The sequence below is a fragment of the Butyrivibrio sp. M55 genome (assembly GCF_900116865.1).
Lineage (GTDB): Bacteria > Bacillota > Clostridia > Lachnospirales > Lachnospiraceae > Butyrivibrio.
Genome location: NZ_FPCD01000001.1, coordinates 394,397 through 409,973 on the forward strand (window position 1 = coordinate 394,397; position 15,577 = coordinate 409,973).

General features: G+C 41.3%; 11 protein-coding genes and 1 tRNA gene. 1 reads left to right on the forward strand and 11 read right to left on the reverse strand.

The features are described from left to right. Positions 1–10: 10 nt before the first annotated feature. The 6 genes from BM398_RS01810 to BM398_RS01835 form a co-directional block, all read right to left on the reverse strand. Entirely contained in the window at positions 11–808 is a 798-nt protein-coding gene (locus tag BM398_RS01810) for an MBL fold metallo-hydrolase (protein WP_092336163.1), read from the reverse strand. Positions 809–820: 12 nt separating this feature from the next. After that, the gene (locus BM398_RS01815) at positions 821–2,989 is read right to left on the reverse strand and encodes a cell division protein FtsA (RefSeq protein WP_242949738.1); all 2,169 of its coding nucleotides are present in this window, start codon (positions 2,987–2,989) and stop codon (positions 821–823) included. Then, entirely contained in the window at positions 2,986–3,627 is a 642-nt protein-coding gene (coaE, locus tag BM398_RS01820) for a dephospho-CoA kinase (protein ID WP_242949739.1), read from the reverse strand. The genes BM398_RS01815 and coaE overlap by 4 nt, the downstream gene beginning before the upstream one ends. Next, complete coding sequence (polA, locus tag BM398_RS01825; RefSeq protein WP_092336259.1) at positions 3,614–5,758, reverse strand: DNA polymerase I; 2,145 nt, start codon at positions 5,756–5,758, stop codon at positions 3,614–3,616. Before polA ends, coaE begins: the two co-directional genes overlap by 14 nt. A gap of 117 nt (positions 5,759–5,875) precedes the next feature. Further along, a complete protein-coding gene (locus BM398_RS01830) occupies positions 5,876–6,199 on the reverse strand; it encodes an anti-sigma factor family protein (RefSeq protein ID WP_092336164.1) in 324 nt (107 codons plus the stop codon). Between the two features lie 116 nt (positions 6,200–6,315). Continuing rightward, positions 6,316–7,404 (reverse strand): HD-GYP domain-containing protein, encoded by a 1,089-nt coding sequence (locus BM398_RS01835; protein ID WP_092336165.1) that lies wholly within the window; start codon positions 7,402–7,404, stop codon positions 6,316–6,318. 113 nt (positions 7,405–7,517) lie between these two features. Here BM398_RS01835 and BM398_RS01840 point away from each other — a divergent pair, with 113 nt between their 5' ends. Then, complete coding sequence (locus BM398_RS01840; protein ID WP_092336166.1) at positions 7,518–8,165, forward strand: NUDIX hydrolase; 648 nt, start codon at positions 7,518–7,520, stop codon at positions 8,163–8,165. Positions 8,166–8,488: 323 nt separating this feature from the next. On the opposite strand, the gene BM398_RS01845 is transcribed toward BM398_RS01840, so the two are convergent. The 5 genes from BM398_RS01845 to BM398_RS01865 all read right to left on the reverse strand — a co-directional run bounded on the left by BM398_RS01845 (position 8,489) and on the right by BM398_RS01865 (position 15,563). Further along, on the reverse strand, positions 8,489–9,775 hold the full coding sequence (locus BM398_RS01845; RefSeq protein ID WP_092336167.1) for an FtsK/SpoIIIE domain-containing protein: 1,287 nt from the start codon (positions 9,773–9,775) through the stop codon (positions 8,489–8,491). A 183-nt stretch (positions 9,776–9,958) separates the two neighbouring features. Further along, positions 9,959–10,041: transfer RNA gene (locus BM398_RS01850), tRNA-Leu, on the reverse strand. Between the two features lie 225 nt (positions 10,042–10,266). Next, on the reverse strand, positions 10,267–11,922 hold the full coding sequence (locus BM398_RS01855; protein WP_092336168.1) for a putative manganese-dependent inorganic diphosphatase: 1,656 nt from the start codon (positions 11,920–11,922) through the stop codon (positions 10,267–10,269). A 189-nt stretch (positions 11,923–12,111) separates the two neighbouring features. Further along, a complete protein-coding gene (locus tag BM398_RS01860; RefSeq protein ID WP_092336169.1) occupies positions 12,112–13,842 on the reverse strand; it encodes an ABC transporter ATP-binding protein in 1,731 nt (576 codons plus the stop codon). Then, entirely contained in the window at positions 13,839–15,563 is a 1,725-nt protein-coding gene (locus BM398_RS01865; RefSeq protein WP_092336170.1) for an ABC transporter ATP-binding protein, read from the reverse strand. Before BM398_RS01865 ends, BM398_RS01860 begins: the two co-directional genes overlap by 4 nt. Positions 15,564–15,577: the final 14 nt, after the last annotated feature.

The window sequence follows — 15,577 nt, forward strand, 5'->3', positions numbered from 1 at the left end:
CTCCACTTATTTAAAATTCGATAACAGGCGATAGCTCTGCTCTGTTTGCAACCATTAAAGGGAAATCTCCGCTTGAATACGGATTGTCTCCCATGTCTATCTCGACGCTGACCGTCTTATAGGCAAGATCCGGATGATTATTGTCCTTGGAAAGGTGCCCAAGGAACACACCTTTTATCTTATCGTTTAAGATCTTGCAAAGAAGCTCTGCACTCTTTGCATTGGAAAGATGCCCCTTATCGCCCAAAATTCTTTTTTTGAGCATGTAGGGATAACGCCCCGCCAGAAGCATCCTCTCATCATGATTGGCTTCAATAAGGAGCGCATCACAACCTGAAAGGCTCTCAACGGTGTAATCCGTATAACAGCCAAGATCGGTCGCAACTCCTATCTTTTTATCCCCGCAGTAAATTCTGTATCCGCAGGGATCAAGAGCATCGTGTGAAATTGTCATGGGATTTATTATCATATCTCCGACACACAGACTCTTATCCGCTTGAACCGGACAGAATACGGAACCTGTCATCTCATTCTTTTTATCACTGTTTCTTATTCCCTGTATTGTGCCTTCAGTGGCGTAAACCGGTATGTTGTGTTTCTTAAGTATAGTATGAAGAGCAGCTATATGATCGATATGTTCATGTGTCACAAAAATCGCATCGAGGTCGTCAAAGCACAGATCAAGCTTATTAAGCCCTTCCCCTATTCTCTTCATACTGATTCCTGCATCGATCAGGATGTGAGTGTTGTCAGATCCGACATAGGTACAGTTACCACTGCTTCCACTGGCAATACTGGTAAAACGCATCAAATAGTCCCCTTACTTCCAATATACTTCTATCTTGTCGCCTTCGTGGATAGACTGCAAGTAATCGGGAGTCTTTCCGTTTAAGGTCGTAACGATTGCCCTACCGTTTGGCTTGGTAAGGTCGAAATCGATGGAATCAAATATGTCAACGAACACGTACTCAGGCTTACCGTGAAGTGTAACGGCATCGTTGTTTACCATGATATGAAGGTCTCTTGCAAGAATATTCTTTACAGACTCTTCGCTTCTGTGGTACTCGCCGTCATCATCGGGAAGATCTTCATATCCCATCTCATCGCTTCTGCCTTCGAATTTCCTGATATCATAATCATCGCTTTCATAGGCTTCTTCATTAGCCTGACTTACGGCAACTTCATCTGCATCAGGGAAATCCCTGTAATATTCCATGATAGCTTCTTCTCTGTCCTTGAACTCAACTTTGAAATTCTCATAGACAGGAGTAGTCTTATCACCGTGTTCATTATTTACGATTATATACGTATCTTCAGTAATTTCAATATCCATTAGAGCTGCAACCTGCTCAACGGTATTGTAATCAAGTATCTGAATGTCATCTCCGTTCTTGATACTGTAAAGGGCAGTCTGAGGCTCGCCGTTTACCGTTGCGAATCTTGATGCCTCAACATTTACGCCGTTTACATTCACCATGAACTTAGTCTTAAATTCAGGAATGTTCTCAATAACAGCTTTTCCGGGTTCACCCGCTGTTGAAGGAGTAACGTCAATAATATCATTTGCACGGATCTTGGAATGAATGTCCGCACTCTTTCCGTTAAGGGTGATAACTGCTGCCTCGCCGGGCTCACCTCTGGCAACTCTCTCTTTTCCGTTAACGAAATATCTAAGTTCCTGTCCTCTCTTGGGGAAAAGATCCTCATTCTGGAATGAAGCCTGCATAGCCGCATCAATGATCTGAAGCTTGCCGTTATCGTAAATTCTTGTCTGTTCGCCGTTGAATGAAACAAAGATAATATTGTTTGCTTCTTCATAGTAGCTGATACAGATACCAAGCGGTGTTACAAGGAGTGAGTCTCTCTCGATACCGTCGTTATTAAGGAAAGTAATGCTCTTCATTACTTCCTCACCACGAAGGGCAACACGCTCTTCGGGAATATCCATTTCTCTGGCAATAGCCTTGGTATATCCGGGCACGCATCCGCCACCACCTACTACGAATACAGCGCTTACAGGCTTATCACCGTTAAGTCTCTTTATCTCTTCTGCTGCCTTTTTTGCCATCATATCAACCTGAGGTCTTATGATCTTGGCAATGTCCTTGGCTGTTATGGTCTTACGAAGACCCATGATATCAATGAAATCAACTCTGTCGTTGTGACTTGCCGCAATCTTGATCTCGTCGGCCTGATTAAAGTCAACAAGGCAGTGCTGAGCTATAATCTCCGTAATATCATCACCGGCTATAGGAAGCATACCATAAGCTGTGATAGAACCGTCGTTGGTTACACAGATATCAGATGTACCCGCACCAACGTCAACAAGTGCAAGATTGAGCATTCTGAATCTGTCGGGAATCGCAACCATCATAGCCGCAATAGGCTCCAGAGTCAGGTTTGCAACGTTAAGGCCCGCTCTCTCGCACGCTTTGTAAAGTCCGTCTACGCAGTCATCCGGAAGGAATGTAGCGATAAGCTCAACACTTACCTTACCAGCATTATGTCCTTCAAGGTTAGCGATCTGATATCCATCCAGATAATAGTGCATTACGGAATATCCAACCAGATAGAACTTAAGATCTGATGTGTTCTTCTGAAGGAATTCCGAATAAGCCTGCTGAACCGCAGCAGAATCAAGGTTATATATATCTTCATCCGTAATATCATGTGATTCCGGATACTCATACTCATATGTAGTTCTGACAGTACGAAGAACACGTCCGGCAGCCGCTATGCAAACATCCGTAAGATGTATGTCGGTCTGCTGCTCAAGCTTTTCTTTGACAACTCTTATAGTAGCGCCAACCTTACCGATGTCGTGAATCTGTCCGTCAAGCATAGCTCTTGTTTGGTGTTTCTCGACCGCCTGCGCAATAACATTAAACTGTCCGTCATTCATGTATCCGACAGTTCCCACCACGCTTCTTGTTCCGATATCAAGACCAAATACTACTTTCTGATCTGTCTGTTCCAAACTTGCCATCATTCTCTCCACTCTCCAAGTTTCTTGTTAATTTGTTCCGATGCTGCTTCTAAATCTTTGCTATTATCAATCACAAAATCCGCATTTAGTCTGTATGTCTCATCATCAAGCTGCTGAGCAAATATTCCGTCAATCTTTTCGTCTGAATAGCTTCTTGTGTCTTTGAGCCTGTCTCTTCTGGTATCTTCATCGGCATAGATATACCAAAGCTCATCGACAATATTTTTATATCCGTTTTCGATCAAAAGAGCCGCTTCAACAAAAACAAAATCGATTCTGTTTCTGAGTCTCTCTTCATCTATTATATTAATAATAAATGTATTTACTGCAGGATGCAAAATTTTATTCACTTTTTCAAGTTTTTTTGCATCTTTAAAGATTGCATTCGCCATTTTAGCCTTATCAATCTCGCCGTCATCGCCAAGGATTTCCTGCCCGAGAACTCTCACAAGCTCGTCATATGCGGGATACCCCTTCTTCTTGATCTCATTTGCAACGTCATCCGAATAGACAACCTTGCAGTTATAGTTATCATTTATGTATTTAAGTACGGTGCTCTTGCCGGCTCCAACGCCGCCAGTAACACCTATAATATTTGTTTTGCCTTTTTGTATTTTATTCTGCATCTTACTTTGATTCATACCAGTCGTTTCCGATATGGCAGTCAACTTCCATTGGAACCGAAAGATCTGCCGCACTCTCCATCTCTTGTGTAAGTATATTTGTTACTGTGTCTTTCTCATCAGGTGCCGTCTCAATCACAAGTTCATCGTGAATCTGAAGAATAAGCCTTGATTTGAGATTTTCTCTTTTTATCCTGAAAAAGACATTTATCATGGCTATCTTCATAATATCCGCAGCAGTTCCCTGAATGGGAGCATTCATCGCAACTCTCTCACCAAACTGCCTTAAGTTAAAGTTAGATGCTTTAAGCTCGGGGATAGGACGCTTTCTTCCAAAGAGCGTGTCGCTCACACCTGTTTCCTTGGCACTTGCGATCACTTTGTCCTGATATTCCTTCACACCTGGATAAGTCTCAAAATATTTGTCCATATACTCTTTTGCTTCGCTTCTTGAAATGGACAAGTCCTGGGACAAGCCAAAAGAGCTGATTCCGTATACGATACCGAAGTTAACAGCCTTGGCATTTCGTCTCTGAAGCGGTGTTACATCCTCAAACGGTACATGGAATACCTTTGATGCCGTAATTCTGTGAATATCCTCGCCTTCGTGGTATGCCTCGATAAGCCCCTTATCTTCCGACATGTGAGCGAGTATCCTAAGCTCAATCTGGGAATAATCCGCATCCGCGAAAACATATCCGTCTTTCGGAACAAAGACCTTACGGATAAGTCTTCCTTCTTCAGTCCTCATGGGGATGTTCTGAAGATTCGGCTCTGTGGAACTGATTCTTCCAGTCGCGGTAATAGTCTGATTAAAGCTTGTATGTATCCTTCCGTCACTGTCGATATAAGCCGCAAGCCCGTCAGCGTATGTTGACTTTAATTTCGCAAGTCCTCTGTATTCGAGAATATCTGCAACAATCTTATTATCGGGAGCCAGCTTCTCTAGTACGTCAGCCGCTGTTGAATATCCGGACTTTGTCTTCTTCTCTGCAGGGAGCCCTAGCTTTTCAAAAAGGACTTCTCCAAGCTGCTTGGGACTGTTTATATTAAACTCGCATCCCGCAGCCTCATATATTGCCTTTTCAAGCTCTGCAATCCTGATCGCAAGCTTGTCCGAATATGCTTTGAGCTCATCTTTCCTTGCTATGATACCCTCTTTTTCCATTGCAAAGAGTATGTATGAAAGAGGCATCTCAATATAGTAAAAGAGATTCTCCATGCCGGCTTTTGCAAGCTTTTCTCTTATAAGAGGAGCCGAAGTCTTGCATATATAGGACGCTTTACATGCATAGTCCGCAAGTTTGTCCGCATCCGCTTCTTTAATGCTCGTCTTACCGAATACATCACTTCTTTTATCAAAAGGAATCTTTAAATATTCCTTGGAAATATCTTCGATTGCGTAGTCGTTCTTGATAGGATTACACAGATAAGCTCCTATCAGAGTATCAAAGCACTTCGGTGAAGTAAGATAGCTTGTATCTTCCGCGTCATATCCTGATGTCCTGCCGCTTATCTCATAAGGCTCGAAAATATCATATCCGTCCTTAATGTCAAATGTCACAAGCGCGCAGTCTTTACTCAGCTCTGCAAGCTTATTTCCGATATAAGACTCTGAAATGAAGTTCTCTACAGGAATATATACAGCACTCTTTTCATCAAAGCAAAGTGCGATACCGACTGTATCTTTTTTCTTGGAAGCTGTATCTTTGTTTCCCTCTCTCATGAGGAAATATCCGATATAATTATCCTTACTCTTAGCGCCGTACTCATGCGCGTTCTTGAAAATCTCCTCAACCTCGTTAAGATCCGAAGTCTTAATAATATTAAGTTCAAACTGTGGAGTCTTGGTTACCTTACCTGTGGGCGACAGCTTTACAAGTTCGCTTTCAAGATATGCAATAAGTTCAGACGAGCCGGCCGCTCCCTTTGATACATCCAGAAGTTCGGGCACTCCGGCATTTGATAGAATATCTTTAAACCTGTCTGTCTGATAGAGAACCGCAGGTGTATATTCAGATTCATTATCTTTTTCAAAAGAAAAAGCAAAAAGAGCGTCTTCATTTCCGGGAAGCATGCTCTTTAACTTATATATTGCACCGTAAACGCCACTGATGCGATTTCCCTCAGCATCGGAAAAATCTGGCATGGCGTAAAATGCATCCTTTATAAAATTTGTAGCGTCAATAACGTGAATACTCAATGACTTTTTTCCCCAACATAGTGCTTATTTTGTGATCTATAGGAAACATGTTCCTATCTTTTTTCATAAAAACAGTGCGAGAAAAAGTGCTGTTCCTCCGAGAGCAAGAACCACAGCCTGCAAAAGATAGCTTGATAGCACCAGATATTTCCTGGTTGTCAGTCTTTTATTTGCATCAAGTAAAAGAGCATCAAGTTCATTTCGAAGATTGAAGGTATTACCGTCTTCAAGCCTCTTCATACCGACCTTAACCAAAAACTGAATGGTCAGTTCTTCCTTACATCCGGGGCAAGTCTCAACATGACTGAGAAACTCGGAAAGCTCACGGTTATCAAGATCATCGTCTAAAAATAATGGAATAAGTTTATCCGCTTCTTTACAGGTCATGTTCGGCTCCGCATAACAAATATCAAAAATTCCAATATGTTGTATAACATAATGTACTCTCAACAGCCATTTCTACAACATACAGAATACTACAAACAAATTTCATTTACAATGATTTAAATAACGGCAACAATAGACAGGCTCTTGTTTGATGAAAGGTCTACGTAGTTCTCTCCGCACTTTACAACCGGGCGTGAAAGATGATCTGCGTTGACAAAAATAATCTCGCCCGTCTGGCCCGTATTAAGCATAACTCTGTTGGCAATGAATGTATTTGCGATATTGCCAAGGAATGTCATGATTACGTTGGGATCGAATTTGTTGATTCCCTCTTTTTCAAACTGTGATATCACGGTAAACGGACATATCGGTGCTCTGTAGGTCCTGCGTGATGTCATTTCATCGTATATATTGGAAACTGTGACGATTGAAACCACCTCATCAATCTTGTCTCCGCTAAGATGAAGCGGATATCCCGATCCATCCTTGAACTCATGATGCATAAGAATGCAGTTCTTTATCCTCTGATCGATATCCTCATTCTTAACAAGCTCATATCCCTTGGTCACGTGATCTCTCATAACGCGCTCTTCATATTCTGTAAGAGCCGCTTTTTTGTTAAGAAGTTCCGGAGGCATAAGCATCTTGCCTATGTCATGAAGAAGTCCGCCCGCTGTTACAACCTGAACCACATCTTCAGGAAGTCTCATCCATGTTGCAAGCGTGTTGCTTATAAGAGAGACATTCAAGCTGTGCATGAATACCGCATCGCTGTTATCTCTAAGATTATGGAGCATATCGAACACTCCTGCCGTGCCGCCCGCCTCAACAAAGAGGTGGAAAACAGGTTCTGTAAGCTTCTCTACGTCAAGAGGCGCTCCGTCATTAGCGATCATCTTAAAGGATTCTTCGAGTTTCTTGGCTTTCTCTTCTATGTCGCGCTTAAATCTGATGAACCCTTCAGAATTCTTAAGTTTTTCTGAGTATGATAAAAAGTCCTCTGGATTTGTTTCTTCTTTTTCAGTACGTTCAACCGGCTTGTCGTCTTCAACAAAGATGTTATAAAGGGAATGTGACTTGATTCTGAGTATATCCTTCTCATCAAGAACGGTTCCCTTCGCCAGAACAAGTCTGTCGTCAATCGTATATATATTCTCCGAAACAATCAGTCCGGGCACAAGTTTATCAACTGCTAGTAGTTTCATATATTACACCGCCTCATAAATAGAAATAACCATACCTACGAAATATTATATCAGTAAATGCCTGATTTGTGATAAAATACATTGCGTAAAATTTAGAAAAAAAGAGGTAATTTATGACCAATTTTGAGAAAAAACTATACTGGGAATTAAAAAATGAAGAACATATCATCCAGGATCAATGGATTGACTTTAGAAGAAACGAATACAAACTCCCTGACGGACAGACGATTTCACCCGTATACAACTACTCAAAACACAGTTTTTCTCTTGTTGTAGCAACCGATAAAGCCGGAAAATACATCTGCGTCCGCCAGTACAGACACGGAATCGATGAGATTACAACGGAATTTCCGGCAGGTGGGATTGAATATGCGAAAGAAGGGGATGTTGCGGATGCATCGGATTCCAAAGCATCTTTCCTTGGAAAAGAGCCTATAAATAAAGATAATATCATTGCGACCGAAGACGAAGCCTTCGAAGCTGCAAAGCGCGAACTCCGCGAAGAAACAGGCTACACATCAGATAACTGGACACACCTTCTCACCATTCCCGCAAATGCAACTATCTCAAACAGCAATGTGCACATCTACTGCGCCACAGATTGCACGCTCTCCGCTTCGCAAGAGCTTGATGCAACCGAGTTTCTGAATGTGGTAACGCTCACTGAGGCTGAACTCTTGTCTGCAATCAACGGCGGTGACTTCAAGCAGGCACTGCACGTGCTGGCCTATTACTTGTTTAAAGATAAAGTTAGGAAATAAGCTTATTTATAGATATAGCAAGAAAGAATTTGCTTGTTTGAAGAATCATCACGACTAATAACCTTCTGCACCGTACATTTTGCTTGTATAAGTTCTGTACGGTGCATTTTATCGTTTTCAGCACCGTATATTTTTCTTGCACTATCTCTGTACGGTACCTTTTTCATTTTCCGCACCGCATATTTTGCTCGCATCATTTCTGTACGGTGTATTTTTCGTTTTCTGCACCGCACATTTTTCTAACATTATTTTTGTACGGTATATTTATCACTTCCCGCACCGCACAATTTATTCTCATGCATTATATACGGTGCAAGTTCGGTTCAATCATCCAATATAAAGAACATAAAGTCGCTTGGAGTTGTACATTGCGGCGCATTCATAATATTTCTGATTCCTTGGAAAAATCCTACTTTCTTAGACACTACATACCGCGTAGCAAATTCTCTTTTTATATTTGAAGTATTAACTGCAACTTCCGGGCTTTCAGACTTAATGCGCACTTTTCGTACTATAGTTTCATCTGCAAGTTTTACCATATTAGTTATATCTTCATCAAAAACATGACAACCATGCACTCGTATAGGCGATTCTCCGCAATCTTTAATCAGCATTTCTCCTCTACCCCAAAGCCTTTCTGCGCCGCTTTTATCAATAAGCATGCAAGATTCCTTTTCAGTTGAGGTATGGAGTGCAATTTTAAATGAAAAATTTGTTTTAATCGATTCAGTCACTACATCGCGACTTATATGCTGAGTTCCTATCACAAGATGTATCCCACAAGCTCGTGCTTTTTGAGAAAGTCTTACAACATAATCTTCAATTCTGCGAATCTTTAATACAAGATCAGCAAATTCATCAATTATGCAAATTCTTCTCGCCATTTTAAAACCTTTTTGAATATATTCATCAATATGAGTACAGCCATGTTTTTCGAAAGCCGAACACCTTGCCTCCATTTCAACGCATAACTGGTCCAAATAAAAAAATGCATCATATTCATCATCTATAATTTTAATCGAAGCATCATTATACTTCGAATATTTTCCATTCATATCTATTATATCAATTATGGTCTTTAAGCCGGGCGGAGCAGAATAAATATTATGCATCAAAAGTGACGCAATAATAGAATTCATCGTTTCTGTTTTATCACTTTCATTTGAGCCTGCAATAAGCACATTAGAGGTTTTCCCAATATCAAAATATACAGTATCTTCTTTCTTATTAAGCCCTAAAACAGCTGATGATATCGGTGTAACATCATCAAAATATGATGTATAAAGCGCTCCAAAAGGAATAACATTAAACATTCCTCTGCGTTCTATAATAAGATCATTTTCTTTTTCTAAAATCACTATATTATCAGTTCCAAGTGTAGCAATTATATTATTTATAATATCCTCCCAAGCACACTTGACCCATCCTTGACGTTTGATGTCCAAAGGAACATGTATTATGTATCTAATAACCTGTGCTCTTTCTTTCACCTTATCAACCTTAAGCCCATATGTCTCAAGGATCTTATTTATATTTTCGATATCCTTTTGCTTATCCGGATATTCACTTTGCGAATATTCAGTTTTTAAAGTTATTTCGTAAAATTCCATATCGCAACCAACTTTCTTAAACAGTCAGCTCAATAATTCCATAAAATTTTATAAAAAAATAACTATGCATGTTTGTAGTTTAAACAGCGTAGTTATCATCTTTATAATCATATTCATTTTTACCGAGGTACTACGAAAAGCCCCACAAAATTTTAAAGTCCCCTATCCAAGCGGATATTTTAGTGCCGGCAGTGGGACTTGAACCCACACGTGGTTACCCACAACAGATTTTGAGTCTGCATCGTCTGCCATTCCGACATGCCGGCATTCTTTCTATGCCTGTACTGACGTACAGCTTTATTACTATATCATAGAGAATATTTATAATCAAGAGGCTTATTCATTATTTGTTATAAAAAATCATTATTGAGAAGTAGCAAAAGCTTGCTCAAAAGCTCACTTTTTTATCAAAAATTAAAAGCCGCCACATAAAGTAACGGCTCTTAGTATCATATAAATCACTATCACAACCAAACCACTGCACAATACGATCAGTTCTGTATCGCCTCAACAATCGCAGGTAACAGCTGTTTCTTACGTGAAACAACACCCGGAAGTGTTGCTTTGTCGCCGGAAACATTTATGCCAAAGGCGCTGTTAATGGTATACTGCGACTTTGAGCCGGTGAAAAGAACTTCCGAAGACTCGTCGATTATGTTGGTAAGCATGAAGAACAGCATATCAAGACCATCGTCTTCCGCAGCTTTCTTAAGCTCAGGTTCAACCTTGTCTTTTATCTCAAGAAGCTCTTCAAAGCTCATTGAATTAATCTGACCGATTCCGATGTTCATATCATCGACTGTAAACTTTTTGAAATCCTGATGAAGGATCTCGCTTGCAGTCTTGCCGCTAAGGTTGGATCCCGCATGGAACATCTCTTTTGCAAATTCCTCGTAATCAACGCCCGCTATCGAAGCAAGTTCCTCTCCCGCTTTCTTGTCAATATTCGTACAAGTCGGCGATCTGAACATAAGTGTATCGGAAAGGATCGCAGCAAGAAGAAGTCCGGCTGTAACCTTATCAACATCAACTCCGTACTCTTTGTACATCAGATAAATGATCGTGCATGTTGAGCCAAGGGGCTGGTTTCTGAAAAATACAGGTCCCGATGTCTCAATCGTGCGCAGTCTGTGGTGATCGATAATCTCCAGAATATCCGCAGAATCCGCACCGTTAACAGCCTGGTTCTTCTCGTTGTGATCCACAAGAATGAGCTGCTTCTTTTTCGCACCGAGGAAGTTTCTTCGGCTGATCATTCCGACATAGTGCTCATTCTTATCAAGTACAGGGAAATATCTGTGTCTCATGGAAGCCATAACTTCCTGAATATCTTCAATGTAGTCGTCCATGTGGAAGCAAACGACATTGTCTTTTTTCATAACATAGCTTATCGGCATACTCTGATTGATAAGCCTTGCCACAACGAAGGTGTCATGCGGAGTTGTGATTATCTTGGTTCCGTGCTCTCTTGCCTGTGTCTGAATGGTCTTGGCAACATCCGCACCCTCGCAGACTATGATACATCCTGCATTTAACTCAATCGCACAAAGCTGCGTCTCATATCTGTTTCCAAGAATAACAACATCGCCCTCTTCGATGAAATTCTCCATCATATCAGGACTTGCCGCAGCAATCACAACTTTTCCCTTATCAAGAGTATCTCCGATATCGCCCACAATCAGCTCACCGTCAAGTGTCTCGACAATGTTCTGATACGACGTTTTTGCAGAAGACAAAATTCCCGGATCTATAACATCCATATATGTCTCAACGATATCGTTTGTAGTTATTATTCCGCTTACTTCATCATTTTCGGTAACGCACAAAGTCACAACCTCAGCGTCACGCATTTCAGCCCAGGCTTTCTTAAGAGAAAGATCCGCCCCTATTCCTTCGAGCATCCTGATCTCCATGTCTCTTACCTGAGTCCTGACATCCTTAATATAAACAGGAATCTGCACCCCAAAATGAGACAGCACGAACTGCGTCTCTTCATTAAGGTGCCCCGCTCTTCCCGCGATATACTCATCACCTGTTATCTCACTCTTAAGCTTCGCATATGTGATCGCAGCACAGATAGAATCCGTATCGGGATTCTTGTGTCCTATAACAAAAACAGGTCTCTTTATTTTCTTTTTTGATCTCATAAATTCCCCTCATATCAGTAATTAAACATGATGCCTCATAAATACATCCATTCTAATTCTATTACATAGTTCGAAAAATAACTATAAAATATTGAGCCATAGTAAATATGTGCTATCCTGGCATCTTTATACAACAATTCCGACACAAAACAGGTCATTATTGAAAAACATTGTAGCAAACATCACATTTTACGCAAACTGGCTGTTGTACAATTCGTAATAAAAGCCCTTCTTACCAAGAAGTTCTTCATGCTTGCCCTGCTCAAGGATATGTCCGTCCTTCATGACAAGAATCACGTCCGCTTCAACAATGGTTGAAAGTCTGTGCGCAACAATAAAACTCGTTCTGCCCTTCATCATCTTGTTAAACGCCCTCTGGATTCTCATCTCGGTATGCGTATCGATTGAAGATGTCGCCTCATCAAGAATCAGCATCGGAGGGATGTTTAGCATAACTCTGGTAATGCAAAGAAGCTGTTTCTGTCCCTGTGAAAGGTTTCCACCGTTTTCCGAAATCACTGTGTCATACCCCTCAGGAAGCTTCTTTATAAAGCTGTGTGCATGAGTTGCCTTAGCCGCAGCAATTATCTCTTCATCAGAAAAATCTTTTCTTCCGAGAGTGATATTATCCCTGACAGTTCCATGCCTTAGCCACGTCTCCTGCAGCACCATTCCGAAATTATCCCTAAGATCAAGTCTCTTGATATCCCTGATATCATAGCCGTCAATCTTAACGCTACCCTTGTCGACATCATAGAATCTCATAAGGAGATTTATAAGCGTCGTCTTTCCGCTTCCGGTAGGTCCTACTATCGCAACTCTCTGGCCTTTAACGATACTAAGGTCAAGATCCTCAATAAGCTTCTTTTTCTTATCGTAGGAAAAAGAAACATCACTTATATCCACAACACCCTCAGCGGTAAATTTCTCCGGAGCCGTCTCTTTATCCTTCTCCTCGCTCTTTTCCTCAATAAGGTCAAAGACACGTCTTGCGCAGGCAAGCGCATTCTGAAGTTCGGTAACAACTCCCGAAATCTCATTAAACGGCTTAGTATACTGATTTGCATAGCTCAAAAAGATCGTAAGTCCGCCAACCGTCATTCCGCCGCCGATACAAGCAAACGCGCCAAAGAGCGCAACGAAAGCATAAACAAGGTTATTTATAAATCTTGTTCCAGGATTTGTTATCGCAGAAACAAAAACCGCCTTAACCGAAGCATCTTCAAGCTTTCCGTTCACTTCATCGAAATACTCCATATTCTCGTCTTCATGAGCAAACGCCTTAACAACCTGAAGATTACCTATCATCTCGTCAACAAACGAAGTCTGATCTGCTCTTGCTTCGCTCTGAAGTTTAAAGAGCTTGAACGACTTATCCGCAATTACTCTCGCAACAATAAGAGAAAGCGGCGTAAGAGCAACTACAACTATCGCAATCCTGAAATTCAGATAGAACATGAATACAAGCGTAAAAAGAATAGTCACTATTCCCGTAAAGAGCTGCGTAAAGCCCATAAGAAGCCCGTCCGCAAAAAGATCTATGTCCGCCACTATTCTGCTCACTATTTCGCCCGTCTGTACTTTATCAAGATATTCAAAGGGAAGCGTCTGAAGCTTATCGAAAGCCTCCGCCCTAACGTCTCTGACAACTTTAAAAGTGATCGCATTATTTGCTTTGTTCATCACCCACTGGCAGATTGCGGTAAATACGATAGCCGCAAGCATCTTCATAAGAACCGCCATGACTTTGCCAAAATCAACGTTTCCCTTTCCGACCAAAAGATCGATCGCTCCTCCGGCAAGAATAGGGATATAAAGTGCAAGTGCTGCAGTAATAACAGCAAGTATCAGTGACAAAAAGACAAGTCCACGGTACTTTCCTGCGTAATGAAGCACCTTTCTAAGCGTTCCTTTTTTCATACCGCTCCCTCCTTCTTGTACTGAGATTCATATATTTCCTTGTATAAGTCACAAGTTTCAAGGAGCGTGTCATGCGTTCCCATTCCGACAACCGCGCCGTTTTCAAGAACAAGTATCTTGTCACAGTCGTGAACAGCGGACGTTCTCTGAGACACAATAAAAGTAGTCGGCGCATCCTTCATCTCGCCGATTGCTTTTCTCAAATTCTTATCAGTAAGGAAATCAAGCGCAGAAGCCGAATCATCAAGAATAAGTATCTCAGGTTTTCTTACAAGCGCTCTCGCAATGGTAAGTCTCTGTTTCTGACCGCCCGAGAAGTTCTTTCCTCCCTGCGATACCATATGATCAAGTCCGTTCTCTTTTCCCTTAACAATCTCTTCAGCCTGCGCAATGCGAAGAGCCTCATAAATCTCTTCATCCGTCGCATCGTTCTTACCCCAGCGCATATTGTCCCTGACGGTTCCGTGGAAAAGAACCGCTTTCTGAGGAACGATACCGATTCTCTCTCTAAGAGCATCAAGCTTATATTCTTTGACATTTCTGCCGTCAATTATAACACTACCCTCGCGGGCATCATAGAATCTCGGAATAAGGTTAATAAGCGTAGACTTTCCGCTACCTGTCCCTCCGATAATTCCGATTCTCTCACCTCTTTTTACCGTGAGATTTATCTTCTCAAGCGAATCCTCACTGTCACCTTCATATCTCATTGAAACATCATTAAACACAACGTGTTCATCCGTTTCATCAAATGCATCAACGTTTCCGTCAGCCATGGAAGATTTGAGCTCAATAAGCTCCTGAACTCTGTTTCCTGATGCGATTGACTTGGTGATGGTAAGAATAAGATTTGCAAGCTTAATAAGCTCTACAAGAATCTGGGACATGTAGTTATAAAGCGCAACAACTTCACCCTTTGTCATCTCGCCCGCTTCAACATATATTCCACCCTTATAAATCAGGAACAAAAGCGCAATGTTAAGGATTGCAAAAGTAACGGGATTCATAAGCGAAGAAATTCCACCGACAAAGCTCTGAAGCTCCATAAGCGAATCGTTGCTCTTATGAAACTTATCTTTTTCCTCGTTCTCAAGTCCGAAAGCACGGATAACCCTGACACCCGTATGGTTCTCTCTTGTGAGCCTCAATACGGTATCGAGTCTACTTTGGATCTCGCCGTACTTCGGAATGCTCCATCCCATGATTGCGCCGACAACCGCAAAAAGCAGAATTATCGTCACAAGAAAAATAAGCGCCTGTCTTACATCGATCGTAAATGCCATGATCATTGCGCCAAAGACAATAAAAGGCGATCTAAGTAAAAGCCTGATCGTAAGATTAACGCCCTGCTGAACCTGATTTATGTCACTTGTCATCCTGGTCATCATCGCAGATGTGCCAATCCTGTCCATATCCGAAAACGACAACGATTGAATATTGTTAAAAAGAGCTCTTTTAACCTTCTTAGCAAAGCCGGCCGCAGCCTTAGCCGCATAGAACTGCGCAGTTATCGCACTTATACATCCGATAACGCACAAAAGGATAAGTATCATGCACATTTTAATTACATATGACTTATCCCCTAATTCAATACCTTTATCTATCATTGCTGCGATAACAAGAGGCACCATAAGTTCAAAAGATGCCTCCAACAGCTTAAACAAAGGTCCGAGCGCTATTTCTTTTTTGTAATCTCTAAGATATACAAGAAGTTTTTTCATTCTTAGATTATTCC